Source organism: Undibacterium umbellatum, from assembly GCF_014284125.1.
In the GTDB taxonomy this organism is placed as follows: Bacteria; Pseudomonadota; Gammaproteobacteria; order Burkholderiales; family Burkholderiaceae_D; genus Undibacterium; species Undibacterium umbellatum.
Genome location: NZ_JACOFX010000015.1, coordinates 40,266 through 67,108, shown reverse-complemented (window position 1 = coordinate 67,108; position 26,843 = coordinate 40,266). Strand labels below are relative to the sequence as shown.

Annotated in this window: 19 protein-coding genes; 13 read left to right on the top strand and 6 right to left on the bottom strand. The window is 51.1% G+C overall.

Translation table 11 applies throughout. From position 1 onward, the window contains the following. The first annotated feature begins 97 nt into the window (after positions 1-97). Together H8L47_RS22060 and H8L47_RS22055 are read left to right on the top strand one after the other, a co-directional pair. Positions 98-2,854 (top strand): M16 family metallopeptidase, encoded by a 2,757-nt coding sequence (locus tag H8L47_RS22060; RefSeq protein WP_186955764.1) that lies wholly within the window; start codon positions 98-100, stop codon positions 2,852-2,854. Positions 2,855-2,919: 65 nt separating this feature from the next. Further along, entirely contained in the window at positions 2,920-5,637 is a 2,718-nt protein-coding gene (locus tag H8L47_RS22055; protein ID WP_186955763.1) for a M16 family metallopeptidase, read from the top strand. 33 nt (positions 5,638-5,670) lie between these two features. Here H8L47_RS22055 and H8L47_RS22050 read toward each other — a convergent pair whose 3' ends face one another. Next, positions 5,671-6,312, bottom strand: a complete 642-nt coding sequence (locus H8L47_RS22050) for a YcbK family protein (RefSeq protein ID WP_329605482.1) — start codon at positions 6,310-6,312, stop codon at positions 5,671-5,673. A 204-nt stretch (positions 6,313-6,516) separates the two neighbouring features. On the opposite strand from H8L47_RS22050, the gene H8L47_RS22045 reads away from it, so the two are divergent. Continuing rightward, a complete protein-coding gene (locus tag H8L47_RS22045; RefSeq protein ID WP_186955761.1) occupies positions 6,517-7,716 on the top strand; it encodes a GIN domain-containing protein in 1,200 nt (399 codons plus the stop codon). A gap of 229 nt (positions 7,717-7,945) precedes the next feature. Then, a complete protein-coding gene (locus tag H8L47_RS22040; protein ID WP_186955760.1) occupies positions 7,946-8,701 on the top strand; it encodes a substrate-binding periplasmic protein in 756 nt (251 codons plus the stop codon). Here the strand turns inward: H8L47_RS22040 and H8L47_RS22035 are convergent, their stop codons facing one another. Continuing rightward, positions 8,702-9,121 (bottom strand): hypothetical protein, encoded by a 420-nt coding sequence (locus H8L47_RS22035; protein ID WP_186955759.1) that lies wholly within the window; start codon positions 9,119-9,121, stop codon positions 8,702-8,704. It abuts the gene before it with no gap. Between the two features lie 474 nt (positions 9,122-9,595). Here H8L47_RS22035 and H8L47_RS22030 point away from each other — a divergent pair, with 474 nt between their 5' ends. Further along, positions 9,596-11,143 carry a DUF4214 domain-containing protein gene (locus H8L47_RS22030; RefSeq protein ID WP_186955758.1) on the top strand — a complete coding sequence of 516 codons (1,548 nt, stop codon included), beginning with the start codon at positions 9,596-9,598 and terminating at the stop codon, positions 11,141-11,143. A 59-nt stretch (positions 11,144-11,202) separates the two neighbouring features. Here H8L47_RS22030 and H8L47_RS22025 read toward each other — a convergent pair whose 3' ends face one another. The 3 genes from H8L47_RS22025 to H8L47_RS22015 form a co-directional block, all read right to left on the bottom strand. Next, a complete protein-coding gene (locus H8L47_RS22025) occupies positions 11,203-12,108 on the bottom strand; it encodes a TraB/GumN family protein (protein WP_186955757.1) in 906 nt (301 codons plus the stop codon). A gap of 106 nt (positions 12,109-12,214) precedes the next feature. Further along, positions 12,215-12,844, bottom strand: coding sequence for a pyridoxamine 5'-phosphate oxidase family protein (locus H8L47_RS22020; protein ID WP_186955756.1), 630 nt, complete (start codon positions 12,842-12,844; stop codon positions 12,215-12,217). Between the two features lie 93 nt (positions 12,845-12,937). Continuing rightward, positions 12,938-14,968 (bottom strand): UvrD-helicase domain-containing protein, encoded by a 2,031-nt coding sequence (locus H8L47_RS22015; RefSeq protein ID WP_186955755.1) that lies wholly within the window; start codon positions 14,966-14,968, stop codon positions 12,938-12,940. Between the two features lie 243 nt (positions 14,969-15,211). Here H8L47_RS22015 and H8L47_RS22010 point away from each other — a divergent pair, with 243 nt between their 5' ends. From H8L47_RS22010 to H8L47_RS21985, 6 genes are all read left to right on the top strand, one after another. Next, a complete protein-coding gene (locus H8L47_RS22010; RefSeq protein ID WP_186955754.1) occupies positions 15,212-16,273 on the top strand; it encodes a response regulator in 1,062 nt (353 codons plus the stop codon). Continuing rightward, positions 16,266-17,066, top strand: a complete 801-nt coding sequence (locus H8L47_RS22005) for a response regulator (RefSeq protein WP_186955753.1) — start codon at positions 16,266-16,268, stop codon at positions 17,064-17,066. Before H8L47_RS22010 ends, H8L47_RS22005 begins: the two co-directional genes overlap by 8 nt. A gap of 50 nt (positions 17,067-17,116) precedes the next feature. Further along, a complete protein-coding gene (locus H8L47_RS22000) occupies positions 17,117-20,272 on the top strand; it encodes a response regulator (protein ID WP_186955752.1) in 3,156 nt (1,051 codons plus the stop codon). Between the two features lies 1 nt (position 20,273). After that, entirely contained in the window at positions 20,274-20,639 is a 366-nt protein-coding gene (locus H8L47_RS21995; protein WP_186955751.1) for a response regulator, read from the top strand. Positions 20,640-20,700: 61 nt separating this feature from the next. Beyond that, positions 20,701-21,183 carry an SRPBCC family protein gene (locus tag H8L47_RS21990; RefSeq protein WP_186955750.1) on the top strand — a complete coding sequence of 161 codons (483 nt, stop codon included), beginning with the start codon at positions 20,701-20,703 and terminating at the stop codon, positions 21,181-21,183. 110 nt (positions 21,184-21,293) lie between these two features. Further along, entirely contained in the window at positions 21,294-22,388 is a 1,095-nt protein-coding gene (locus tag H8L47_RS21985) for a hypothetical protein (RefSeq protein WP_186955749.1), read from the top strand. A gap of 75 nt (positions 22,389-22,463) precedes the next feature. Here the strand turns inward: H8L47_RS21985 and H8L47_RS21980 are convergent, their stop codons facing one another. Then, positions 22,464-23,267: a CPBP family intramembrane glutamic endopeptidase gene (locus tag H8L47_RS21980; RefSeq protein ID WP_186955748.1), complete on the bottom strand. Its 804-nt coding sequence runs from the start codon at positions 23,265-23,267 to the stop codon at positions 22,464-22,466. Between the two features lie 286 nt (positions 23,268-23,553). On the opposite strand from H8L47_RS21980, the gene H8L47_RS21975 reads away from it, so the two are divergent. Both H8L47_RS21975 and H8L47_RS21970 read left to right on the top strand, forming a co-directional pair. Continuing rightward, positions 23,554-26,379: a bifunctional diguanylate cyclase/phosphodiesterase gene (locus tag H8L47_RS21975; RefSeq protein WP_186955747.1), complete on the top strand. Its 2,826-nt coding sequence runs from the start codon at positions 23,554-23,556 to the stop codon at positions 26,377-26,379. A 32-nt stretch (positions 26,380-26,411) separates the two neighbouring features. Continuing rightward, positions 26,412-26,825, top strand: a complete 414-nt coding sequence (locus H8L47_RS21970; RefSeq protein WP_186955746.1) for a GFA family protein — start codon at positions 26,412-26,414, stop codon at positions 26,823-26,825. Positions 26,826-26,843 lie beyond the last annotated feature (18 nt).

The window sequence follows — 26,843 nt, the reverse complement described above, 5'->3', positions numbered from 1 at the left end:
TAGCTGCAACTTTCATTATTTCCACCAATCATATCCGTCGGCGCACTCCGCCTGACGGATTTATTATTTTCACAACCTGAAATCATAAAAGGATTTTATGCCTCAACTACGCACCGGTAAGCAGCTTTCACTCAAACCCGTCTTGCGCGCCCTGGTTTTGGGTGGCGTGTTTCTGTTCACTGCGCCGGTTGCGCTGGCAGACAAGCTGCCCAACGGTGTCAGTCAGGTTACCAGCGTGGAAGGGATTACAGAATACCGTTTGCCGAATGGCTTGCGCGTTTTGCTGATGCCGGATGCATCCAAACCTACCGTTACTGTCAATATCACTTATCTGGTTGGTTCACGTCATGAAAGCTATGGTGAAACCGGTATGGCGCATTTGCTTGAGCATTTGCTTTTCAAGGGCACGCCGACCAACCCCAAAATTACTGAAGAATTCAATAAGCGTGGCATGCGCATCAATGGCACCACGTCCATGGACCGCACCAATTATTTTGAATTGTTCCAGGCCAGTGATGACAATCTGAAATGGGCGCTGGAAATGGAAGCCGACCGCATGGTCAATTCCAATATCGCAAAAAAAGATCTCGACACCGAGATGACGGTAGTGCGCAATGAATATGAAAGGGGTGAAAATTCACCCGGCGCAGTGCTGATGAAACGCATGCAGAGCGTGGCCTTTGACTGGCATAACTATGGCAATTCCACCATCGGCAATCGCAGTGATATAGAAAACGTCAAGATAGAAAACCTGCAAGCCTTTTACCGCAACTACTACCAGCCAGACAATGCCGTGCTGTTAGTAGCAGGTAAGTTTGAAGCTGAAAAAGCCTTGCAATGGATTAACGCCTCCTTTGGCAAAATCACCAAGCCAACGCGCAGTCTGCCCCAGTTCTGGACCACTGAGCCAACCCAGGATGGCGAGCGCAGTTTTGTCGTGCGCCGCAAAGGTGATGTACAGATGGTGATGATCGCCTACAAGGTGCCGGCTGGCTTGCACCATGACCGCGATGCGCTGAACTATGCTGGTAGCATACTGGCCAGTGCACCGCATGGTCGCTTGCACAAACAACTGGTGGAAAGTGGCAAACTGGTGCAAGTGTTTTCCACCAGCCTGGGCCATGTTGAACCTGGGCTCGCCATCATCGGTGCCGTCGTCAAGAAAGGTGAATCTGTCGATGCTGCCAGGGATGCCCTGCTGGCAGGTATAGAAGACTTCAAGAATAACCCACCGACAAAGGAAGAACTGGAACGCCTGAAACGCGACAATGCCAACTTCTATGAAAAGCTGTTGAACAACCATGAGTCCATAGGCGTCAGCATGTCTGAATATATCGCCATGGGTGACTGGCGTTATCTGTTCAAGGACAGGGATGATGCAGGCAACGTCAGCTCTGAAGAAGTCACTGCTGCGGTGAAAAAGTATCTGGTGCGCGACAACCGTACTGTCGGTACGTTTATCCCGGAAGACAACCCGCAGCGCGCCGAAGTACCTGTCGCACCAGGCATTGCCGAGGCAATGAAAGACTTCAAACCCAAAGCAGCGACACTGACTGGCGAAGTGTTTGACCCGTCACCGGCAAACATAGACAAGCGTACGAAAATAAGTAATATCGGCAATCTGCAAGTGGCGCTCTTGCCCAAAAAGACCCGTGGCGAAACTGTCAATGTCTCGCTGAATTTGCATTGGGGTGATGAGAAAACCCTGTTTGGCAAATCCACTGTCATGGGCTTTACGGGCGGCTTGCTGAGCACAGGTACCAGCAAATATTCACGCGCCCAGTTGGCAGATGAAATGTCCAAGCTGAAAATGAGCGGGGGCCTGTATTCATTCCAGACCACCAAGGCGAATTTGCCAGCAGCATTGGAACTGGTGGCGCATGTATTGAAAGAAGCCAACTTCCCGGAAAGTGAATTCAAGCAACTGAAAGAAAGAGCTTTGGTCAACACTGAGGCTTCACGCAATGAGCCTTCTGCCGTTGCCAGCCGTGCGATGGCGCAGCATTTCAATACCTATCCAAAAGGCGATGTGCGCGCCTCCATGACGCTGGAAGAAACACTGGATGCCTTGCGCAATGTCAAGCTGGAAGATATCAAGGCTTTCCATAAAGATTTTTATGGTGTTTCCAAGGGTGAATTGTCCATTGTTGGTGATTTTGATGTGGACAGCACCAAACAGACTGTCGCCAAGGTATTTGATGGCTGGGCCAGCAAGGCTCCGTTCAGCCGCCTGGTCAGCAAGCGCGAAGAAATTTCTGCGATACGCAAGACTTTCAACACACCTGACAAGGAAAATGGCGTCTATTCCAGCCGTATGAATCTGAGCTTACGCGAAGATGATGCTGACTTTGCCGCACTGCGTGTGGCCAATTATATTTTTGGTGGTGGCGCAGGCATGAACTCGCGCGTGATGGAGCGCATACGTCAAAAAGATGGTCTGTCTTATGGCGGTGGTTCCAGCCTGACTGCAGGTGAAATTGATCCCGTAGGTAGCTTCAGTATCAGTGCTACGGCAGCACCGCAGAATCTGGAAAAACTGGAAATCGCTGTCAAGGAAGAATTGACACGCGCACTCAAAGAAGGTTTCACTGCCGACGAACTGGCCAAGGCCAAATCCGGACTCTTGCAGCAGCGCGTACAGGGCCGCAGCAGCGATGGTGCGGTTGCCAGCGGCTGGAATAGCAATCTGTATCTGAAACGCACATGGGCCTGGTCACAAGCCATGGATGACAAGATACAGACGCTGACTGTGGAGCAGGTCAATGATGCCTTCCGCCGCTATATAGAGCCGGCCAAAATGAGTGTCTTTATTGCAGCGGATGAAGCCAAGGCCAAAGCTGCTGCAAGCAAATAAGCTGCTTTCCATAAAACCGGAAATCTAAGATTTCCGGTTTTTTTATACCCATTTTTTCAGACATCATGCCTCACATCAAAACCCCGGCTTTAGCGATTGTTCTTGCCATACACCTGCTGTTTTCCAGCAGTCACGCACAGGCAGCAACAAGCTTGCAGGCAAATGTAGAAAAGCTCAGTACCGTAGAAGGTATCAGTGAATATCGTTTGCCAAATGGTTTGAAAGTCTTGTTGATGCCAGACACTTCAAAATCGACGACAACAGTCAATATGACTTATCTGGCAGGTTCAAGGAATGAAGGTGCAGGACAAACCGGTCACGCCCATTTGCTGGAGCACATGCTGAGTAAAGGTAGTAAAAAATACCCGGAAATTTCCAGGCAATTGACTGCAAAAGGCATGCGTTCGAATGCATTTACTTTTCCTGACTATACGCAATATTTTGCCACATTCGAGGCCAATGAGAGTGAGCTCAACTGGGTCTTGAGTATGGAAGCAGACCGCATGCTAAATGCACGCTTCCTGAAGTCTGAGCTTAATACTGAAATGACGGTAGTACGCAACGAACTGGAACTCAGGGAGAATAATGCTTATAACACTTTGGTACGTCGCGTGCAGGCCGTGGCTTTTGACTGGCATGGTTACGGTCATAGTGTGATTGGTGAAAAAAGTGATATCGAGAACGTCAACATAGAGCAATTACAGCAGTTGTGTCGTCAATTCTACCGTCCAGATAATGCCGTGTTGATGGTTGCAGGAAAATTTGATGCCAGCATAGCCTTACAGGCAATCACGCGCCAGTTTGGCGCGATTCCCACACCAAAATCTGCCTTGCCCAAAATACCTACCGTTGAACCTGCACAGCAGGGAGAACGCCTGGTCATCCTCAGGAAAAAAGACAATGCCAATCCGGTGATATTGGCCTATCACAGTCCCTCCTTATTACACCCTGACTATGCTGCCCTGCAATTCGCAGCAAACATGCTGACTTCCGGAAGAGAACTGCGTAGCCAGGCAGGTGACTTACTTCCTGTCAATCAGGGTCTGGGATATCACATTGAAGGCATAGCAGACAATGGCCTCATCTTGTTAGGCTACAGCAATTTGGCTGGAAGTACCGATGAGAATACTCCCAAGGCTGTAGCAAAAGCGATAGAAACTTTTGGAAAACATGCATGGACTGAGCAAGAACTGGATTTATTTAAAAGCAAATATGTGAATGTTTTTTCCAGCGTCATGAACAATCCGCATGCATTGAGCATGAGGATGTCCAGATACATCGCTGCGGGCGACTGGCGTTTGATGTTTCTGGAAAAAGACCGTGTCGCCAGCATGAAAACTGAGCAGATACAACAAGCTGCCCAGCGTTATTTCGTCAGAGAAAACCGCACCACAGGTATCTTGCTGGCAGAACAAAAAAATGTCGACACCAGCATGCCTGCTGAACCTCAAGTCAGTGACATCATGAAGGATTTTTCTCATGTTGATGAATATGCTGCCGTTGCTGAATTTAATACTTCGCCAGAAAATATTCAGCAAAGCACGCGCAGGATCAAGATAGGAAATATAGAAACAGCCTTGCTGGTAAAACCCACGCGCGGCCAGGAAGTCGTAGTTGACCTGGTTTTGCACTGGGGCGATGAAAAATCACTCGCCAACAAGCGCTGGATAGAACGTCTGACCAGGCAAGTCTTGCTCAATGGTACTGGCCGCTATGGCAAGGAAAGCCTGGAAGCAGAACGGGAAAAAGCACGCATGCGAGGTCGCGTCACCAAATTCATCACTGACAAATCACATCTGAAACAAGCGCTGAAACTGATGATGCTGAACTTAAAAGAGCCCAGTTTCGCCCAGGCCACCACCGCGATCACGAGCGAAAGAAACTCCTGGCGAAATGCAGGCAATACCCCAGAGGGTATGGCAAAGGATGCGCTGGCCCGGCATTTCAATAGTTATCCCATGGGCGACATACGTGCGCTGGAAACTTCGCAGCAAGTCATCTCGGAACTGAATGCCATCAAGACGACTGACCTGATTGATTTTCACAAACAGTTTTATGGTGCCAGCAATGGCCACATGGCGATTGTCGGTGATTTTGATATAGAAGAAGTCAAGGCCGTACCGGAAGAAGAATTCAAGGGCTGGGAAAGCAAAGCCGCTTACCAGCCAGCTCCATTCAAATTTGTTGACCGTTCAGCATTGCGTAAATTTCTGGATACGCCTGGTAAAGAAAACGGGTATTTCCTTGGGCAACTGGACTTGCCAGTCGGTATTAACGATGCAGATTTTCTTGCCTTGAACATGGCCAGCTATTTGCTGGGCGGCCATCCCATAGAATCAAGACTGGGCAGGCGAGTACGCCTCAAAGAGGGATGGAGTTATGGCGTGACTTCAAGCCTGTCTCCTTATTCCACCGATGCTGTCAGTAGTTGGGAAATCACGGCAAGTGCTGCCAGCCCAAATATCGACAAGCTCCAGCAGGCGGTGCTGGAAGAAATGCAGTTATTGGCCGCAAATGGCTTTACACAAGGCGAACTGCAAGCTACCAAGTCTGCTTTAAGGCGTTTAAAGCTACAGGCCAGACACAATGATGACTATCTGACGACCGAATGGAATGCCCTCATGCACAAGGGTGTGGACTACTCCTGGCAAATCAGACAGGACCTTGCACTGCAAAACCTGAGCCTGGAACAATTGAACCAGGCGGTCAAAAAATATCTGCAACCTGAACGCTGGAGCATAGTGACGACTGGTGATGCCAGTAAAATCGCCAAAAAACAATAAGCGCCATGTCTGGGGTCTGCCAACCAGGCAGACTCAGCCCTTCCAGCTTCTCTGCAAGCCTGTGTCAGTATGTATCCAGCCACCATTGGCGGTCTGGCGATAATAAAAACCGACGCCGCCCTGACGGAAACTCTGTATCAGTTCACCCAGAATTTCTTCATGCAACTGGGGAATGCGTATGTCGGCGGCCTTGCCTTCCATATGCAGGGATTTGCGGGCTGCTGGTACGCCTTGTTCTATCAGGCGCATATTGGATGCCTGGGTACGGTAGCCGGACAGAATCTCCAGGGGCTTGGTCATGCCCAGGCGCGAAATATAAGCCTGGGTGGCCCACAGGGTTTCCAGCAATTTGGGGTCGATAGGCGCGCTTTGCTTGCCATTCACATCGCGCAGCAAGTGGCATAGTTGCTGGTAAGCTGATTCCAGCACTTCGCCATCTTTCCAGTACAGAAGTTTGCTTCGCTCACCGGTAGCAGGACGTATCAGGTCCAGGGTACGTGGCTTGACCCAGAACTCTATGTCCAGCGCCTGAGAATCAAACAGATCAGGCGGTGGGGTTGGCTGTGCAGGTTTTTCATTGCTGCTATCGGCGGCATGCAGAAGGGTATGCGGAGCAGCCATGCCGGCGGTACCGAGCAAAAGCCCTCTTTTTAATAACTGGCGGCGCGTAGGTATCATTCTTGATTCTGGTTTGTGCGATGAAAACAGCTTAGTGTACATCTTGGCGAAAAACAAATGCTGGCTGTTGCAAAGGCTTACGTTTCATCCGGCAAATTTGCAGTTGATGGCTAGGAAATTACATTCTGTCTTGTAGACCGGTGAAATCCGGATAAAAGAACATTACACTGGGCACCTGTTTACTCTTTCCCATACGATATCATGTTTAAATCATTCGGATACCTTGCACTGGCGACTGTTTTACTTGGCGCTTGTGAGGTCAAGGTTAATAGCGATGCCATCAAGGGCAGTGGCAAACTCCTTACCGAGCAGCGCGCCGTAACTGAATTCGATGCCATAGAAAACTCTGGTTTTTTTGACGTAGTCGTGACGAATGGTGCCACCGCTGCAGTAGAAATCAGCGGTGATGATAATCTGGTGCCGGAAATAGAAACCGTTGTGGAGAACAAGGTCTTGATCATACGCAGCAAGCGCAAGTCGTATAATTTTACCTGGAATGACAGACCCGGCACGGTCAGGGTCACTGCCGCTGGCCTCACTCGTATCAATAATAATGGCAGCGGTGATATGGATGTGCGCAGCGTGCAGGCTGACAGTATGGCACTGAACTTGAATGGTTCTGGTGATGTCAAGCTCAGCGGCAAGGTAGCGGCCTTGAAACTGATCTCGAATGGCAGCAGTGACCTGGATTTGCAGCAACTGCAGGTAGCCAGGGCCGATGTGGAAATTCACGGCTCTGGTGATACCCATATGCACACCATCAGCCAGTCACTTGATGCCAGTCTGAATGGCAGCGGTGGCTTGAGAGCCGACAATTTGCAATCTGCCAGCGTCAAGATGACACAGCATGGGCCCGCCGATGTGAAATTATCGGGCAGCATCAAGGCACTGGAGCTGGATATGTCTGGTTCCGGGGATATCCAGATTGAGGATATCAAGGCTGATCAAGTCACTATCCGCAGCAATGGACCTGGCGAGTTAGTGCTCAGTGGTGAAACAGGCACGCTGGCCATCAACAGTAACGGTTCAGGCGATATCAGTGCAGAACATTTGAAGATCAGGGACCTGCAAGTAGTCAACCACGGGCCGTCCAACCAAAGTTACCGTGGCATCTCTGGCATACTGAAACTGGAGAATTCTGGTTCTGGTGACTTTAGTGCAGAATTGCAATCCGGGGCCGCGCTGGAAATTACCATGAATGGCCCAGGTGCCACCAGTCTGAACGGCAAGGCCAAAAGCCTGAATGCCAAATTGCTGGGCAGCGGTGATTTGCACGCCAAGGAATTATTGCTCGACAGTGCCAGCATCAAGGTCACGGGCCCTGGCGAAGCTGAAGTCAATGTCAAAAAAGCAGGTGGCTCGCGCATAGTCAAAATAGACAGGAATGGTGTGGCGAATTAGTCATCCATCACCACAACAAAAAGGGTTCATGTCAATAAGGCATGAACCCTTTTGTTTTTTTCATATTACCTGACTACGCGTATTTGCCATATTTAACAGAGATTGTGGTGTGTAGACCTGCCTTCACCCGAAGGGCAGCAGCCAAAGCAAGTAAATTGCGCTAAGATAAAGTGACAGATATCAGCCCGGAAATACAATGCTACGCTACTTGCGCTTACTTGCCTGTCTCATGCTAGTAGGCACATGCTGGGCCGGTTTGGCCCATGCGCAGGCCAGGCAAAAAACAGTATTGCTGATGAGTGAAGAACTGGATGGCAGAGGGGCGGTGATTCCCCTGTCAGCAGAAGTCACAGAATTGCTGCGTTACCTGGAACAGCACAGCAAACTCACATTCGAAGTAAGACGGTATCCCTGGAAGCGGGCAGTAGAAAATGCGGCGAATGGTGAAGGCCTGATTTTTGGCATTTCAAAAACCCGCGAACGCCAGCGCCTGTTCAAATTCAGCCTGCCCATTTTTTCCGATCAGGCCTTGCTGGTCACATTATGCAGTGCAAAATTCAGTTATAACACCGTGAATGATTTGAAGGGCAAGACCATAGGCATAGTACGCGGCACCAGCTATGGCGAAGAGTTTGACCGCCTTAGCAATGTCGTGTTCAAGGTCGAGGATGACACCAGCAACAATTTAGGGCGCTTCAGAAAATTATTCCTGCGCCGCATGGATGCCTTTTTGTTGTACAGCTCGGTGGCCAATACCAGCCGGCTGGAAAATTATGTCAATCAACAATATGCTGCAGAAATAGCTGGTAAATCACCAGGCAAATTATTTTGCATATTGCCCAAGCCAGTTTCTTCTGTGGATATCCACATTGCCATAAGCCAGTCTGGCGGGCTTGCTGAGGCGAGCCAGTTGCAAAAAATAGACCAGGCTATCTTGCAAGCACGCCATGATGGTGCGCTGGCGCGAATTTATTCCCCCAGGTGATCAAGCAGTAGCTACCCTGGCACCCTTGTATTGATGCCGCAAAACCAGGCGGCTGCTGGCGATCAGGGTATTCAGACCGAGTATTAACTGTATCAGCACATGTCCAGGCAAACCCCAGACTTGCCCCTTGGGTGGTGTGCTACGGGTGACTGCGGTCAGCACAGGTGCCACCCATTGCGCTTCTTCTGTCAGGTCCAGCAAGACATCGCCATCCGAATTGGTATGCAGGTAAAGCTCGCCGCCATGAACCAGAGTCAGGCAGATGCCCTGGCCAGTCGTCGGCTTGTCCCCCAGGGCTTGCTGCAGTTCTCGATGTTGCAAATCCATCCACGCCTCTACATCAAGCGCGGTTTCCAGGGATATCCATGGGTGCTCTTGCAAATCAGGAGCTGAATCAGATTGCTGGTTTTCATTAAACATTATCTTGCTTGATTACTTTCTTTGCCGCTGAATTTCTTGCACATGCTTTGCTAAAGCCGCATTCTGACACAAATATCCACTCTCCAGCCTGATCAGATAATTTAACCTTGGACAAAATTTCGGCTCATTACGCCTGAATATCTGGCGCGCTTCATGCCTGAGTAAATATTCAATCTCAGCAACCCTGCTGTAGTACAAAAACGACGGCAGGGCTGCTTCAGGTATCTTTCTGTTGCTGGCGCTCTTACGGAGAGCTTACGCAAGCACGATAAAATCACTTTCTTTTACATCAATCGCGCTGCCAATGTTGCGTTTGTAAACTATTCTGCATATTGGTGTCTGGCTCAGCTGCCAAACTCACCAACTGAACAATAGGCAATACGCTGGTATCCATCTTCTCACGACAGGATAATGTCAGCACCCGGCATTGACAGCAACAATGATTTTTTATTCAATTTACTTGGGAATAACATCATGACCACCACTGTCTCCACCCAAAAGGAAACCGTCATCGTCAATCCTTACAGCGGCGATTACAGGGTAGATGTACTCCTGCCCTCGGCCACTGCCCGCTGGAACAATGGCAGCGCCGTCGGCACTGCTGTGGAAGTCACTTACAGCTTCATGAGTGCAGCCCCCAGTTACGCACAAGACGCGGACAAGAAAGGCTTCAGTGTATTCACTGATGAACAAAAAATTGCTTGCAGAAAAATTTTTGATTTGATTTCCCAGCAATTTGGCATCACTTTCAAGGAAGTAACGGACACCGAGAGCAATTACGGCTACATACGCCTGGGCAACAATGCCCAGGGCGAAACCAGCGCTGGCTATGCCTCGTATCCGGATACGACAGACCCCAAGGCCAGCGGAGATGTCTATATCAATAATGAAGCCAGTGACAATCTGAGCAATCTCGTCCCAGGCACCAATAGCTGGGCCACGCTGGTGCATGAAATCGGCCATGCCATAGGACTCAAGCATCCGGGCAATTACAATGCCGGTGAACCGGCATCAACGGCTGCTGACAATTTCCTGGCGGCGGCAGAGGATAGTGAAGCCAATACCGTCATGTCTTATGCGAAGGCCCCGCAAGGCCAGGAAAGGGATTTCTTTGGCAAATATGACTACCTGGCCCTGAAATACTTGTACGGCAGCAAGGCCTATAACGCAGAATCGACAAATTACCTGATCAATGATACGGATGGCCGTTTACTGAAGCTCATCCATGATACCGGCGGTATCGACACCATCAACTTATCTGCACTGAGCATTGCGGCCAGCATCAACCTCAATCCTGGTGCCAATAGTTCAGTCGGGAGACTGGCCAGTGATACGGTATCGCAAAATAATTTATCGCTGAGCTTTGATACCGTCATAGAAAACGTGGTGGGCACACGCTACAGTGATGTCATGACAGGCAATAGCGTCAATAACCGTTTTGACAGCAATGGCGGCGGCGATACGGTGGACGGTGGTGCCGGTTTTGATTTGCTCGTCATCAAGGAAAACCGCGCCACATTCAGCATACAGAAAAACGCTGCTGATGTGAGTTTTCGCAACACGACAAACAGTGAGATCACGTCTGTCGTAAATGTTGAAAGAGTGCAGCTGAATGATGGCATGGTCGCTTTTGACCTCGAAGGCAATGCCGGACAAATGTACAGACTGTACCAGGCAGCTTTTGACCGCAAACCGGATGCGGCAGGACTGGGTTACTGGATCGCAGACATGGACAAGGGTTCTAGCTTGCTGACTGTGGCCGCAGGTTTCTTTCAATCGCCAGAATTCCAAAAACTGTATGGCGCCAACCCATCAACGACGACATTGATCACCAATTTTTACCAGAATGTTTTGCACAGGGCACCAGACCAGGCGGGTTTTGATTACTGGAACAAGGAGCTCAGTTCTGGAGTAAGCACTCCTGCAAGTGCGCTTGCCAGTTTTTGCGAAAGTGCAGAAAACAAGACTCAGGTGCTGGGGTCCATACAAAATGGGATTGAATACACACTTTGGTTAGGGTAAATGAAACCAGAAAAAACGCAGAGATGATACTCTGCGTTTTTTCGATTGAGGCTCTGGATTTATTTGATTTGCCTGACTTCCAGCCCCTGTTTTTCCAGTAATTCGGTAATGCTGTTGGCGCCGGTCAAATGCCCTGCACCTACGACGATGAATAATTTCTTGCCTTCCTCCAGCATGGACAGGATTTTCTTGGTCATGCCCATATTGCGGTCATCCAGCAATAATTTCATCAGCTTTTTCGAACCGGCATCCTTGTTTGCGGCATCTTGCAGGATTTTCGCCAGTCCTTCTGCATCGCCGCCTTTCCAGGCACTGATCATCCCGGCTGTTTCACGCAGGGTGTCACCACTCTTCAAGCCTTCCAGGGTTTGCGCCAACATGGCGTCGCCATCTTCATCAGGCAAGCCGCCAAGTACACTGGCTTGAAATGCCGTGCTTTCCAGTTCGACGATGTCTTTTTTATCCTGCTTGGCGCGCAGGACATAATGCAAGTCCACGCCCTTGGAGGCATCATAGCCCTGCTGCCTGAAGACGCCGATACTGAGTGCCGTGGCAACGATGGTCGGTTTCAGGCTCTGGAATTGTGCGGCAGCCGGGCCAACCAGGGATTGCAAGCTTTCCCAGGTGGTTTTTTTGATGTGATTTTCCAGCTTGTCGGGTGCAGTGTAGACAAAGTAAGGCATGGCTTTTTCGCTGGCCTTGGCATCGGTGGTATCGACTTCCACGACCAGAGTGTCGGCCTGTTTATAGGCTTTTTCGACTGCTTCAGGCAAAGGGTAGAAACTGGCTTTGGCGAGGTGAATCGAGCCAAACAGATAAGCAGTATTTTTTTCTGATTTAACTTCCCACATTACACCTTTGGCCGGAGTTTCCGCCTGGGCAAATGCCTGGCTGGCAGCCAGCGCCAAGCCTAATGCGGTCAGACACTGGAGTGCCAGCTGAGAAAGCGAAGTCTTCAATTTCATTATCAATATTTCCATGTCAATAGTTGGTCTGCCAGCTAAGCTGATGTAGCATCAAGCGGCACAGGATACCAGAAAGTGGCTGTACAAAAGCGTTAATGCAATAGCTTCAATACAGCGTGGCGCGCTGTCTGGCTGGCAATTCGCTATCGTATTTGTCACCGCCGATCTCAGCGTTGCTGAGTGCCGCGAGGATAGTACCGGGACTGGGTAGCTGGGCCAGCTCACCAGCACTGGCGCACTGCCATAACCGGGAACGCAGGATGGCGCGGGCGCACTGAAAATAGACAGTATCGACAGAAATGCGCAACACGCATTTGGGCGCTTTGCCATCCACTGCCAGTCTGTCCAGCAAGGCAGGATCGACAGAAATCGTGGCCCTGCCATTCACGCGCAAGGTCTCACCTATGCCGGGGATGAGGAACAAAAGGCCAACCTGTGGATCAAACAAAATATTACGCAGACTGTCGATGCGGTTATTGCCGCGCCGTTCGGGCAAAAGCAGGGTCTTTTCATCATCAACCACGATGAAGCCGGGGGCATCGCCACGAGGCGAGGCATCCAGGCCATCTGGCCCACGAGTAGCCAGCACCGCAAAAGGCGAGGCCTCGATCATGGCACGGTAATGAGCATGTATATACGGTACTTCCTTCCTGATGGAAGCAGCGCCAACGGCATCAAACATATTTTCCAACTGTTCAGTGCTGGTAATCTGGTGTGGAGATGAAGAGTTTGACATAGGGATAGCTGACGAATTTGATGACAGTGATATGTAGAGCGGCTTATATGCCTGCGATATTAACATTCCCTGCCCTCCTGTTGCTGCCAGCGCCTATTCTCTGGGCTTGCTCAATAATGCTTTTAAACCAGCCAGTCTTTCCTTGGGTGTCATGACTTCGCCTTCGGCAGGTACAGCATCGCCTTCATCAAGTTTCATTTCCTTGATAAAGCGGGAAGGATCGCAATGCACTTGCACACCCGCACGTTTGCGTTTTTTGCACCAGGTAATATGCAGGCTGCGCTGGGCGCGGGTAATGCCTACGTACATCAGACGGCGCTCTTCTTCTATGCGCGCGGCAAAAGTCTCTATTGGCGCATCAGGGTCACCCTTGTGCGGCAAGATACCTTCTTCGACGCCTACCAGAAATACATGAGGATATTCCAGCCCCTTGGATGCATGCAGGGTGGACATGCGCACGGCGTCCGGCTCTTCATCCTTGCCTTCCATCATGGTCATCAGGGCGACCATCTGGGTCAGGTCGAGCAGGCTGCGGTGATCGTCATTGCCGTCCTTGCCGCCACTGCCCTTGGTTTTCAGCCACTGGGTAAAGTCGAGCACATTCTGCCATTTGTTTTGCGCAGCACGGTCTTCAAAACTGTCGTAGAGATAGCCTTCGTAATTGATTTCTTTCATCAAGTCATCCAGCAATTCGCTGGCATGACTTTCCCTGTGGGCATGGGCCTCAACCTGGTTGATGAAAGTACAGAAATTCCGAAGTGGCCTTAACTGTTTATCAGGTAACTTGGCTTCTATGCCGCCTTTGAAAACGGCGGCGAACAGCGAGCATTGCCATTGACCTGCAAATTCGCCCAGCACTTCCAATGTAGCCAGGCCGACACCGCGCTTGGGTGTGGTAATGGCGCGGATGAAAGCCGGATCATCATCTTCATTGGCGATCAGACGCAGGTAGGCAATGATGTCTTTGATTTCAGCGCGGTCAAAGAAACTCTGACCGCCAGAGATAGTGTAAGGAATACGCTCACGCCGTAGCGCCTGCTCAATGACGCGCGCCTGGTGATTGCCACGGTACAAAATCGCATAATCAGAATATTTGGCCTGGCGCTCGAAGCGATGGGCAGAGATCATGATGGCGACTTGTTCAGCTTCCTGTTCATCATCCTGCATGCCCAGTACCTTGACTGGATCACCCAGGCCATGCTCTGACCATAGTGACTTTTCAAACAGCTTGGGATTGTTGCCGATAACGGAGTTCGCTGCCTGCAAGATACGGGTACTGGAACGATAATTCTGTTCCAGCTTGATGATTTCCAGATTGGGGAAATCCACCTGTAAAGTCTTCAGGTTTTCTATGGTGGCGCCACGCCAGGCATAGATAGCCTGGTCATCATCACCCACGGCGGTGAACATGGGCTTCTTACCTATGCCACTCACCAGTAATTTCACCAGTTCATACTGGCAGGTATTGGTATCCTGGTATTCATCGACAAGCAGGTAACGCAGGCGGCGCTGCCATTTGTCACGTACCTGTTCATTGCTGCGGAAGAGTTCTACCGGCAAGCGTATCAAATCATCAAAGTCCACTGCCTGATAGGCTGAGAGGGTGGCGACATAGCTGCGGTAAACCCTGGCGGCAATCGCCTCGTCTTCATCCTGAGCCTGCTTTAATGCTAACTCTGGGTCGATCAGACCATTTTTCCACAGTGACATGGCAGTCTGTATGCGCCGTATCAATTGCTTGTCAGTGGTAATTGCCAGATCCTGCACTAGAGAAAAACAGTCATCGCTATCCATGATGGAAAAGCGGTCTTTGAGGCCCAGGGCTTGCGCCTCCTGCCTGAGTATCTTGACCCCCAGCGAGTGAAAGGTGGACACCGTCAATTGCCTGGCCTGGCGCGGCTCGGCCAGCAGTTTGCCTATGCGCTCCTGCATTTCCAGCGCTGCCTTGTTGGTGAACGTCAGGGCGGCAATATGTTTTGGATCATAGCCATGCAGCTCGATCAGGTTGACGATTTTCTGGGTAATCACGCGCGTCTTGCCCGAGCCAGCCCCGGCCAGCACCAGGCAAGGGCCGTCCATATAATTGACTGCATTACGCTGGGGAGTATTCAGACCATGAGACATAGGGAAGACGGAGCTGATCCGCAAAAACTTGCAGGCGCTATTGTAGCCTGCAATACACAGAGAACCGGAATACGCCGGTGGATAAGTGCATATCCACTGAGATAAACGCGCAACACATCATAGCCTGTGCAAATCCTGATGATTTATCTGTGAAAACAAAGATTTTGTTGCCAAAAAGATAGAAATAAAGGCTAGACAATTGGACAAGCTGGGACTATTCTCTTACTCAGGAGGATGCCTTTTATGAAAGACCAGAAACCTGCTCGTATCCTGCTGGTGGACGACGAAGAAAGAAATATTAGACTGCTGGAAGCGTTGTTACATTCTGAAGGCTATTCTACTCTGAGTGCGAGTAATGGGCGTGATGCCCTCAAAGTTGCAGCTTTCGCGCAACCTGATCTGATTCTGCTCGACATCATGATGCCAGGCATGGATGGTTTTGCCACTGTCGCAGAACTCAAGGCAAATCCCCTGACGCAACCCGTACCGGTCATCATGCTGACGGCGCTGGATGACCGCAACTCCAAACTACGCGCCCTCGAAGCGGGTGCCGAAGAATTTCTGACCAAGCCGATAGACCGTGCTGATCTCAGCGTGCGAGTGCGCAATCTCTTGCGTCTCAAGGAATATGGCGACTTCCTGACTGATCATAACCGCATACTGGAAAGTCAGGTAGTACAGCGTACGGCACAATTGGAAAACGCCTACCGCGATACTGTATTTACCCTGGTGCGCGCCGCCGAGCACAAGGATGAAGAAACTGGGCATCATGTGCGCCGTATCAGCTATTACTGCCGCACCCTGTCTGAAGCCATGGATTTGCCTGCTGATTTTCATGATGCCATCTTCCAGGCCAGCCCGATGCACGACATAGGCAAGATAGGCATACCTGATCATGTGCTGCTGAAACCTGGCAGCTTCAATCTTGATGAGTGGAATATCATGCGCACCCATTGTGCGCTTGGTGCCAGCATACTCTCCAGCGGCACTTCCCCCTATACAGAAATGGGCGCGGAAATTGCCCTGAATCATCATGAACGCTGGGATGGCACAGGCTATCCGAATGGTCTCAAAGGTGCAGCCATTCCCATCGCTGCCAGAGTCATGCAAATCTGCGATGTGTATGATGCCTTGCGCAGTCGCCGTCCGTATAAGCCCCCACTTGATCATGAGCACAGCATGAATATCATCATCGAAGGGGATGGTCGTACCCAGCCTGAACATTTTGATCCTGAAGTATTTTCCTGCTTTGTCGCACAGGCCGGACGTTTTGCTGCTATCTACGACCAGCATACCGATGCCTGATGCCCAACACCCCGGTATTTTGCTGATCGATGATGAACCAGATCTGCAGCAAGCATTAGTGCGTTTACTCAGGCCTTTGCAGCATCCCATGTTCACCGCCAGCAATGCAGGTGAGGCGCATACCCACATGGCTGCGCAACGCATAGGTGTACTAATCTGTGAACCGCGGGATGAACGCCTGGCTGCTTTCCTGATCGCGGCCAGGGAAAAACATCCCGACGTGGTACGCCTGATACTGACAGGCTATCCAGATTTGGGCAGCGTTTTAAGAGCAGTCAACCAGGCTCATCCTTTCAAGTTATTGGTCAAACCCTGGCTGAATGAAGAATTGCTGGCGACAGTTCGTCTGGCACTTGAGCAATATGTATTGAATCACGAACGTGAGCGTTTGCTAAAGGAATACAACGGTATCCTGAACAATGCAGAAGGTGCACATGCTTTCCGCACGCTGGATGCACTCATGCATTCGATACACAAGGACATGGCGGTGGATGCCATACACCATCTTCCCATGGGCGCTTGCCTGCTGGTGAATGGAGTGGTCAGTTTATGTAATGCCAATGCCCATCGCTTTCTCGGGGAACTTGATCAAGTGTCACTCACTACCGGTACTTTAGCGGAGGAATTGCCGGCAGCACTCAAGCCAGCCTATAGCGCAGCACGCAAGCAACGCATACGGTTGCATTTGAATGAACAGCAAAGGCTGGATTATTTTGTTCTGGATCTGAGCATAGGCACCCTGATTGCGTTTGCTCCTGAACCCAAACTCGGCAGGCCGCCGGACCCGGCATAATCATCGCCAAGGCTGTTTCAATTTGCATGTATTCAACAGGAAAATTGCATATGAAAAAACTCAGTACCGAATTCAGACTGCTCGCAGGGCTTATGTTCGGGCTGGCGCTACTTCTCTCAGCTGGCTGGCAACTGTATCGCTCGCTGCAAGACTATCGTGAGAATTCACTTCTGGTGACGCATACTTATCAGGTCCTGGATCAGTTATATGAAGTCAAGTCTGGCGTACTTGAGCTGGAAAGCATACAACGCCTGTACTTTATCACTGGTGACGACGTCTTCACCAGCCAGCGCGACAGCAAATCAGCGCAAATACGTCAGGCAGAAAAAAAGATCGCCGAACTGACGGTGGATAATCCACGCCAACAATTATTATATAAAAATCTGGCACTGAAACTGAACGAGAGATTAATTGCTCTCGACAAAGTCCTGCAAATTTACCAGGCGGAGGGTTACCCGGCGGTGCGCAAGCATCTGGTCAGCGGCACACCACGCATTGTCATGGAAGGTCTGCTGGTGCAAATCAGCAGCATGGAAGAAGAAGAACGAGTCTTGCAGCAACAACGCCGGACCCAGGTGGAAAACAGTTTCGTGCAGGCGCGCCATATAGGCATACTGGTACTCATCATCACCCTGGCTGGCGGTGTCTTGCTATGGTGGCAATTCAGGCGTGACCAGATCCAGCGTGCTGAAGCTGAAACAGCGGTACGCGATAGCGAGTCACTGCTCAAACAAGTTTTGGATATCCTGCCGGTCGGTGTCCTGATTTGCAACCGCGAAGGCTCACTGACCACGATCAATCCTGGTGCCAAGCTCATCTGGGGCGGTAGCCGCCAGGTCAATATGGACCAATATGGCGAATATGCAGGCTGGTGGCCAGATACCGGCAAACGCATAACCTCGGATGAATGGGCGCTGGCACGCACCATGAAAACTGGCGAAACCATACTGGCTGAACTGGCAGACATACGCTGCTTTGATGGCAGCCGCAAAACCATCACCAACAGTACCGCTCCTTTACGCGATGACAATGGCAATATCGTCGGTGGCCTGTCTGTGAATGTGGATGTCACCGAATTCACCATGACAGAGCGCAAACTCAGGACTGCGGCCCATTATGATGATACCCAGGTCAAGGCACAAATCCTGTTCACTGCAAGTTTTGAACGCAACAAGATTTTCGACAGCCTGTTGACCTTGCTGGCAGAACGCCATGGTTACCAGATGTCGGCGCTGTATAGCTTTGATGAATGGTATGCGCGTTTTCGTTGCGAAGCCAGCCATGGTCTGGGGCGGGATATTCCGCGTGAATTTGAACTGGGCGAAGGCTTGCTGGGGCAGGCCGCCCTGACTGGAAAAAGCAATTCCCTGGATACCAGCCGCCTGAGTCTGCAAACCGGACTGGCAGATTTCAGCCCCAAACATGTCTTGATGATACCCGTGATGTATCAGGAACACCGCCTGGCCGTCATGGTGCTGGCCACCACCAATAATGTGATTTCTGGTGAACAGGCATTCCTGGAAAGACTGGCTGGCCAGCTTGGCGTTGCCCTGCACAATCTGCGTCAATACAATGACCTGAAACTACTGGCCGACCAATTACGCACCAGTAGCGACGAAATCGCCGCCAAAAATCAGCAACTGGAACAAGCCAGCCGCATGAAATCAGAATTTTTGGCGAATATGTCGCATGAATTGCGCACACCTTTGAATGCCATCGTCGGTTTTTCAGAAATACTCAAGGATGGTTTGATGGGAAGTTTGTCCAGTCAGCAAAAAGATGCTGCAGTGGATATCTTCAATAGCGGCAAACACTTGCTGGCTTTGATCAATGACATTCTCGATCTGTCCAAGATAGAAGCAGGCAAGATGCAGATCAACCTGGAACCCACCGACATTGCCAGCCTGGTGCAATCCAGCCTGCAAGTCATACGTGAACAGGCGACCCTGCAAAACCTGCAAGTCACTGCCAAAATCCAGGAAGGCATGGGCGAAATCTGGCTGGATGAAGTCAAACTGAAACAAATTATCTACAACCTCTTGTCGAATGCCGTCAAATTCACTCCTGAGGGGGGCAGGGTGCATCTGTCAGCACGCCGCATTGATGGCTATCAGGCGGCGGGGGGGCGCTTTGAACATTATCTGGAAATCACGGTCAGCGACAGCGGCATAGGCATACCGCAAGAGGCACAACCACTATTATTCCAAGCCTTTACCCAGATAGACAGTAGCCTTTCGCGCAAGCATCAGGGCACGGGCCTGGGACTGGCCATGGTAAAACGCATGGCAGAATTGCACGAAGGCAGTGTCAGCATGAGCAGTATCGTTGGCAAGGGTTCGACTTTCTCGATCTTGCTGCCCTGGCGCACTGCCAATCTGCCAGGCAAGTACGGCACTGCGCCAGCGACTCCGTCAGTTGTTAACAGTGTAAGTAGTGACAATAGCCTGGCGAGTGGCGAGTTGCTGGCCCTGATCATCGAAGATGATGACCAGGCTGCTGAAGTCTTGCGCGTACAACTGGAGAGCGAAGGTTTTCGCATTCTGCGAGCCAGCACAGCCGAAGCTGCACTGAACCTGGCCGAAGAAACCCATCCTGACCTGATTACCCTGGATATATTGTTGCCGGGCATGGATGGCTGGGAATTTCTTGAGCGCTTCAAACAACGCCCACTGTTTGCATTTACCCCTGTGGTCATCATTTCCATCGTCGCTGACCGGGGCCGTGGCTTGTCACTGGGTGCTGCCCATGTCATGCAAAAACCCATCGCCAGAGAAAACCTGACCACGGCCTTGACGGTGCTTGGTTTTTGCAACGACCCGAAGGCGACGCAAAAAATTGCCCTGGTCGTCGATGATGATCCCAAAGCAGTGAAACTGGTCACTACCCAGCTCGATTCATTTGGCTATCGCACCCTGGGCGCACTAGGAGGGCAAGAAGGTATAAATATGGCAAGGCAATATACGCCTGATCTCATCGTACTGGACTTGATGATGCCTGAAATCAATGGTTTTGATGTGGTGGAAGCCTTGAAAAGTGATACAGTCACTGCAAGTATTCCGATTATTGTCCTGACTGCAAAACAAGTGACCGCCGAAGACAGGGTACGTCTAAGTGGCGATGTCAAAAAAGTCATGGAAAAATCCGATTTCAATCATGGCAGATTCATCGGCGAAGTCAGACGGGCCATGACCGGCAGGGGTAAATGAAATGACGCGCGTACTGATCATAGAAGACAATCCCGTGAACATGAAGCTGGCCGCATTTCTATTGCAAAATGCTGGCCATGAAGTGCTGCAAGCCGTAGATGCAGAGCTGGGCTTGCAAGTTGCCAGGGAAGAATTACCTGAATTAATCCTGATGGATATGCAGTTGCCAGGCATCGACGGCATCACCGCTACTCGCCAGCTAAAAGCTGACGCAGCAACCAAGCATATCAAGATCGTCGCCCTGACCGCCTTTGCCATGAGCGGCGATGAAGAGCGTTTCCGTGCTGCAGGTTGTGATGCCTATATGGCAAAGCCGATACGCTATCAGGCATTCTTGTCCCTGGTTGAATCCATACTCAAGACTTGAACACCCGCTGACAGCATGTGGTGTGTAGAGTAAACTGACGGCATCAGAACAAAGGTGCTCCATGAAATTTGAACATTTAGTTGAAATCAACGATCTCAGCAATCCCACGATAGAGGTCATCAGCCGCGAACAGTTGTGGCGCGGCCTGGTCTTGCGGGCAGAAATGCCAAAGCTGTTTGTCTCTTACCTGGATGACGCCAGCATCATGGACCGTACTGAGGCAAGCATGACACGCACCCTGAAGTACGGTACGCTGGAAGTCACCGACCGGGTCAGCTTTACCCACCTGGAACACGTGCATTATGATGTAGCAGCCCAGAAGGACATACCCCAGTCTTCCTTGCGCATGAGCATAGAAGAGCCGCAACCAGATGCGCTGTTTGTCCGTTTCGCCTATGACAGTGGCAACGCTGAGCCAGAAGATGCGGAAGCGAAAATGTATAACGAATACCGCAAATCTGCCTATCAGGAAGCCGATGTGGAAACCGTGCGCATCATCCGTGAACTGGCAGAAAGCGGGCGGCTGGATGCACTGCCGTCCTGAACAAGATTAACAAAGGCACAAGGATTGCTGAGCCGCCTGCATTTCGAGGATAATGCGGCTCTGTAATTCCATTCCTCATTTAGCCCATCTATCACTACTCCAAGGTTCCCATGACCAAGCGCACTACTCCTGCTACAAAGAAGCCTGTCCTGGCTGCTCTGGACTTACCTGCTCCGGTACAAACCACACGCTTGAAGCGCAAGCAGTTTGCCAGCACTGGCGACGTGCATATCCAGGGTGATGCCGTGATTGCCACCCAGTTCATCGTCGGCGGTGATTGCCTGATTGATGGCGATTTAGAGGCGGAAGAAGTGTTTTGCCTGGGCAAGCTGACTGTCACTGGTGATATCCGCGTGCAATCCCTGTATGTCGGCCATGCGCTCGACGCCGGTGGCAATATTGACGTGGAATACCTCATCAAGACTGGTTGCAGCGCTGACTGGATGGCCCGCATGCTGGAACTTGACCAGCGCAAACCCGCGGCAGATGGCAGCAGCTATATGGACATACTGGTACATCCCGCCATCCTGGCGCGCTATGACCATCATGATGCCTTTGGCGGCTTTGGCGATATCCAGGCACTGGGTTATGTTGCCTGTGCCGACCTTGATTGCCATGGCAATGTGCAACTCGATGATGTGCTGGAAGTCGGTGAAATCCAGTTTGTTGGCGGCCACTTGTCGGCGGCAGCCATCCATGTTGCGGGTGATTGCAATTGCCAGGGCGAGTTGTTCAGTGAAACCGATATCCAGGTCGAAGGCGCTCTGTTTGCTGCCAACCTGATTTGCCAGGGTAATCTGGATGTGGCCAGTATCCACAGCCAGGGCGACATCAGCAACTGGGGCTATCTGCGTGCCACCGGCGAAATCAGCAGCTTGCGCGGTGAAATCCACAGCGGTCGCTGGATCGCCACCAAGGGCAGCATTTATGCCGCCAAATACATCAAGTCTGGTGAATCCATCGTCGCCGAAAAAGGCATTAGCTGCGGCGCGGATTATGGCATCCTGGCAGCCACCAGCCTGCCACGCTCACGCTGGGCAACTCATGGCTTTGTGTCTGCGGCAAGCAAACCGCGCCTGCTCTTGTCTGGCCAGTTCGTTGAAGGCAAAAAACTCAAGCATATCGATGCACTGGAAAAAAAGCGTGAGACCGAACTCGACTGGGAAGTGCCACGCCGCCTGAAGCGTGAAATGCAGCCCGTTTGAAGCTGATCCTTTGATCAGGTAATGATGAAAAAAGGCGCTGCAAGCAATGGCTTCCAGTGCCTTTTTGGTGAGCACCTACAAACCAGGATCGCTGTCGCTCGCCCACAAGCGTCGCAATAAGTATATTCCCAGAGCGGCAGACAGCAAGGCCGCCATGTAGGCTCCTGCAGTGGGTTGCCAGGCAACATTTCCCCCCTTTGAAACCGTCATTCTGTAAACGCAGATGGCAGCGCCATTAGAAGCCGAATGCAAGATGATGCCCGGCCACAGGGAGCGTGTTTTCTGATACAGCCACGCGCACAATACGCCGACTATCGTGGCACAAAGAAACTGGTAGATATTCATATGTGCCAGGCCAAACAGGCAGGCGGAGCCCAGGATTGCTACCCAGCGCGAATACTGTTGCAGGAAACTGCGCAGGATAAGGCCGCGAAACAGCATCTCTTCCAGCACCGGAGCAACCAGGCAGGCCGTGATGATGGAGTGCACACCATTGGCCATCATGTCGTCGAATATTCTTTGCTGGCTATCAGGCACTGGTTGCCAGGCTTCCAGCCAGCCGCCCAGAACACCCAGCACCATCTCCAACCCCGGCACCAGCAATAGTACCGGCACGATCAATAGTAAGGTCCTGTTCCTGGAAACAGCAGAGGAGTGGAACAATTCTGCATAACTCATGCCCTTGTAGTGCAATACGCCTGTGAACAACACGGCATTGGACAAGACCATGATGACTGCATCGACTTCATCCGGGCTTATGCCGGTCCAGCTGCTGCTGTCCTGTACCAGAAGACCGACCATGAACTCTATCCCCAACAAGAAGACGAGCAATAAGCAGGCTTCCAGCCCTGAAGGGAAATTTTCGTGTTTAGGTGTCATTGCTGTTGGCCAGCTTCATCTGGCCTGGAAACCAGAACAATGCAGACCTGAACTTGAGCCAGCATCGGTACACACAGGCGCATTGTCTTGTCATCAGGGTTCATCAGTTAAGGCCAGGCTTTCATGGGGAGTTCATTATATTCGATGCGCTGGCCTAAGCATTTTCCGCATATTTGCCGCATATCACTTTTTTCAATACGGCAAGATTAATCTTCAGGTTACAATTACTCACATTTTCTGTCCCAGACAACCAAACTGCTTTACTTCCCTGAATTTCATTGAATTTGTGCAAACATTACAAGATTTTTTACAGCGATGGCAGCAGCGAGGGGTCTATACCCGTTTATTCCTCCCCATCTTTGTATTGATCGTCTTAGTCAGTGGCTTGCGGTACTACCTGATGATCAATGCAGAAGTCAGCGATGCCAGACAAAGACTGACTACAGAATTACGCCATACCGCGCACTATCTGATCCCTGTACTCAGCAGCTTGTCCATTCAGGGCAATACGGCTGCGATACACAAACTGCTGGTACAAGAGGTGGAAGTCAGCCCGGCACTCTCACGCATCAGTTGGCAATACAGCCAACATCAAATCCAGGCTGAGGATGCCCGCGCACCGGCATCCGGTGCCCCAGCATGGTTTGTCAAACTTTTATCCTGGGAGGCTGAAAATTCAGCCAGGGAAGTCCGGTTGCAGGATGGGAATATCGCTGTCTTGCATTTAGAAACCAGCATTGCTGGTGAAAACCGGCATGTCTGGCAAAAAGTCATGGACCAGGCAAAAATTTCGCTACTCACCATATTTACGATTTATTTCCTGCTGGGTCTGTTGTTGCGCTCGAATGCTCGCAGCATGCACAGTCTGGCTGAGGCAACTGACAAGTTCAAGAGAGGCCAGCATAGCGTACGTATGGCCATCACCGGTACGGCAGAAGCGCGCGCCCTGGCGAGGACTTTCAACAGTATGGCTGATGAAGTGCAAGCCTTGTTACTGAGCTTGCAACGCAGCCAGCGCGCCAATAGCGAGCAACTCCACTTCACCTGGCAATTGATACATGCCTTGCCGATACCAATTTTTTTTCAGGACCAGTATGGTATTTGCCAGCGCATCAACCACGCCTGGGAAGAACTGTTCGGCTTGCGCGCTGCCGATGTGGTTGGCAAACCCATGCCTGTACTGGCACTGCATGCCAGCAAGCGACCGCAACAAGAAAGCGGGCAAGACAAGCTGGTCATGGAAATGCAGATACAGGCAGCCGGAAAAATTCTGGATGTGATTTACTACCAGGCCAGTTTCACCAATGTCGATGGCAATGCCATAGGCAGCATAGGTGCACTGATTGATATCAGCGAGCGCAACCAGGCACAAGCAACACTGGCTGCGGAAAATGTCAGGGTAGAAACCACCCTGGCATCCATCGGTGATGCTGTTATCAGTACCGACGTGCATGGACGCATACTGATGCTCAACAAGGTTGCTCAGCAGATCTGCGGCTGGAGTCGCAAAGAGGCACAGTCGCACGCACTGGCAGACGTGTTTTCCCTGACAGATAGCCAGCAACGCAGGCAGTTACAAGAATTCTTGCAGCAAATTTGCCAGGGCACCGACATCTTGCAGGCAAATAATCAGATCTTGAGCGCGCGTACAGGTCAGCGATTTGAAGTCGACTTTACGGCAGCGCCAATACGGCAAAAGAATGGCAAGGTCATGGGTTGCGTGCTGGTGTTTCGTGATGTGAGCGAAAAACATCAACTCATGCAACAACTGCGCTGGCAAGCTGGCCATGATGTGCTGACTGGACTGGAAAACCGTGCCGCCCTGAGTGAAAGGTTCAGCGCAGCGATACAAACGGCGCACACTCATCAACAATGGCTGGCTGTATGCCTGCTGGACCTGGATCATTTTCAGGCCATCAATGAAAGCCATGGCCAGGAATTCGCCAACAAATTATTGCAGCAGGTAGCCCGCCGTCTGGAGAGCAGTGCAGGTACTGAGCACCATGTTGCACGCCTGGGTGGTGATGAGTTTGTGGTGCTGCTGCAAAACCAGCAAGATGTCGCAGGCGTGGAATTGAATCTGGCCCTGCTGCTGGCTGAGCTGGCGCAGCCGTATGAGATAGAACTGCAAAGCATCAGTCTGTCTGCCAGCATAGGCGTGGCCATTTATCCACGCGACGATGTCAATGCTGACACCTTGCTGCGCTGTGCCGACCAGGCAATGTACCAGGCCAAACTGAACGGCCGCAATCAATTTCACTTGTTCGATGCCGAGCAAGACCAGCAATTACGCACCCATCATAATCAGCGGGCGCGCATACGCCAAGCCCTGCAACAGGATGAATTGCGGCTGTATTTTCAACCCAAGGTGAATATGCGTCAGGGCCGTATCATAGGCATGGAAGCCCTGTTACGCTGGCAACATCCCGAACAGGGCATCGTCGGGCCGCTGCAATTCTTGCCGCTGATAGAACATACCGATCTGATTATTGACGTCGGTGACTGGGTCCTGCATCAAGCCATGGCACAATTGCGCGCCTGGACCGCCCTGCATGCAGAATGGGTCATCAGCGTGAATATCGCAGCCCGCCATTTTCAGTGCAAGGACTTCGTCGAACGCCTGCGCAAGATACTTGCCGCTTACCCTGATGTTGCACCAGAAAGGCTGGAAATCGAGATACTGGAATCTGCCGCCATCCAGGATATCCAGCATGTACGCGAAGTCATGCTGGCTTGCCAGAAAATCGGCGTCAGCTTTGCCCTCGATGATTTTGGCACTGGCTATTCATCCCTGTCTTACCTGAAGCGCCTGCCTGCCGATACCCTGAAAATCGATCAGAGCTTTGTACGGGATATGCTGGAAGACAAGGATGACCTGGCGGTCATCAGCGCCATCATCGGCCTGGCGGATGCATTCAATCGCGCAGTGATAGCCGAAGGCGTGGAAACTGCAGAACACGGTGTCGCGCTCTTGCGCCTGGGTTGCGACCTGGTACAAGGTTATGGCATAGCCCGCCCCATGCCAGCCACACAGATTGAGGCATGGGCAAAAAATTATGTTGCCCCCACCGTCTGGGACCATGGTAAGGATCTGGAATGGGAAGGTGCGTGACAGCTGGCCAAAGTTAACCTATCGGAGACTTTATGAAAACAATATCCGGGCAATGCAGTTGTGGAGAAATTGCCTATCATTACCCTGCTCCGGCAGTACAAATCGTTGCTTGTCACTGCAGCCTGTGCCGCCGCATGACAGGAGCCGCATTATCTTCTTATGTAGTCGTGAAGTCTGCTGAGCTGGTCTTCACTCAGGGCCAGCAACTGTTGAAAACCTACGCCGTTACCTCACATACCCAGCGCCATTTTTGTACAGCCTGCGGCACATCCATCTATAACACCAATCAGGAAAAATACACTGGCCTGAGCATGCTGTATCTGGGTACTGTGAACCTGCATGAAAGCTTGTCGCCACGCATGGATATTTATTGTGAAAACAAACTATCCTGGTTGAGCATTACAGATAGCAGCCGGCATTTTGAAAACACACCCACCAGGCCTTGAAAAGAAAAAAGCGTATCA

Excerpts from the sequence above, each read along its gene's own strand:
- H8L47_RS22060 (WP_186955764.1), top strand. The coding sequence starts at position 98 with ATGCCTCAACTACGCACCGGTAAGCAGCTTTCACTCAAACCCGTCTTG.
- H8L47_RS22055 (WP_186955763.1), top strand. The coding sequence starts at position 2,920 with ATGCCTCACATCAAAACCCCGGCTTTAGCGATTGTTCTTGCCATACAC.
- H8L47_RS22045 (WP_186955761.1), top strand. The coding sequence starts at position 6,517 with ATGTTTAAATCATTCGGATACCTTGCACTGGCGACTGTTTTACTTGGC.
- H8L47_RS22040 (WP_186955760.1), top strand. The coding sequence starts at position 7,946 with ATGCTAGTAGGCACATGCTGGGCCGGTTTGGCCCATGCGCAGGCCAGG.
- H8L47_RS22035 (WP_186955759.1), bottom strand. The coding sequence starts at position 9,121 with ATGTTTAATGAAAACCAGCAATCTGATTCAGCTCCTGATTTGCAAGAG.
- H8L47_RS22030 (WP_186955758.1), top strand. The coding sequence starts at position 9,596 with ATGACCACCACTGTCTCCACCCAAAAGGAAACCGTCATCGTCAATCCT.
- H8L47_RS22025 (WP_186955757.1), bottom strand. The coding sequence starts at position 12,108 with ATGAAATTGAAGACTTCGCTTTCTCAGCTGGCACTCCAGTGTCTGACC.
- H8L47_RS22020 (WP_186955756.1), bottom strand. The coding sequence starts at position 12,844 with ATGTCAAACTCTTCATCTCCACACCAGATTACCAGCACTGAACAGTTG.
- H8L47_RS22015 (WP_186955755.1), bottom strand. The coding sequence starts at position 14,968 with ATGTCTCATGGTCTGAATACTCCCCAGCGTAATGCAGTCAATTATATG.
- H8L47_RS22010 (WP_186955754.1), top strand. The coding sequence starts at position 15,212 with ATGAAAGACCAGAAACCTGCTCGTATCCTGCTGGTGGACGACGAAGAA.
- H8L47_RS22005 (WP_186955753.1), top strand. The coding sequence starts at position 16,266 with ATGCCTGATGCCCAACACCCCGGTATTTTGCTGATCGATGATGAACCA.
- H8L47_RS22000 (WP_186955752.1), top strand. The coding sequence starts at position 17,117 with ATGAAAAAACTCAGTACCGAATTCAGACTGCTCGCAGGGCTTATGTTC.
- H8L47_RS21995 (WP_186955751.1), top strand. The coding sequence starts at position 20,274 with ATGACGCGCGTACTGATCATAGAAGACAATCCCGTGAACATGAAGCTG.
- H8L47_RS21990 (WP_186955750.1), top strand. The coding sequence starts at position 20,701 with ATGAAATTTGAACATTTAGTTGAAATCAACGATCTCAGCAATCCCACG.
- H8L47_RS21985 (WP_186955749.1), top strand. The coding sequence starts at position 21,294 with ATGACCAAGCGCACTACTCCTGCTACAAAGAAGCCTGTCCTGGCTGCT.
- H8L47_RS21980 (WP_186955748.1), bottom strand. The coding sequence starts at position 23,267 with ATGACACCTAAACACGAAAATTTCCCTTCAGGGCTGGAAGCCTGCTTA.
- H8L47_RS21970 (WP_186955746.1), top strand. The coding sequence starts at position 26,412 with ATGAAAACAATATCCGGGCAATGCAGTTGTGGAGAAATTGCCTATCAT.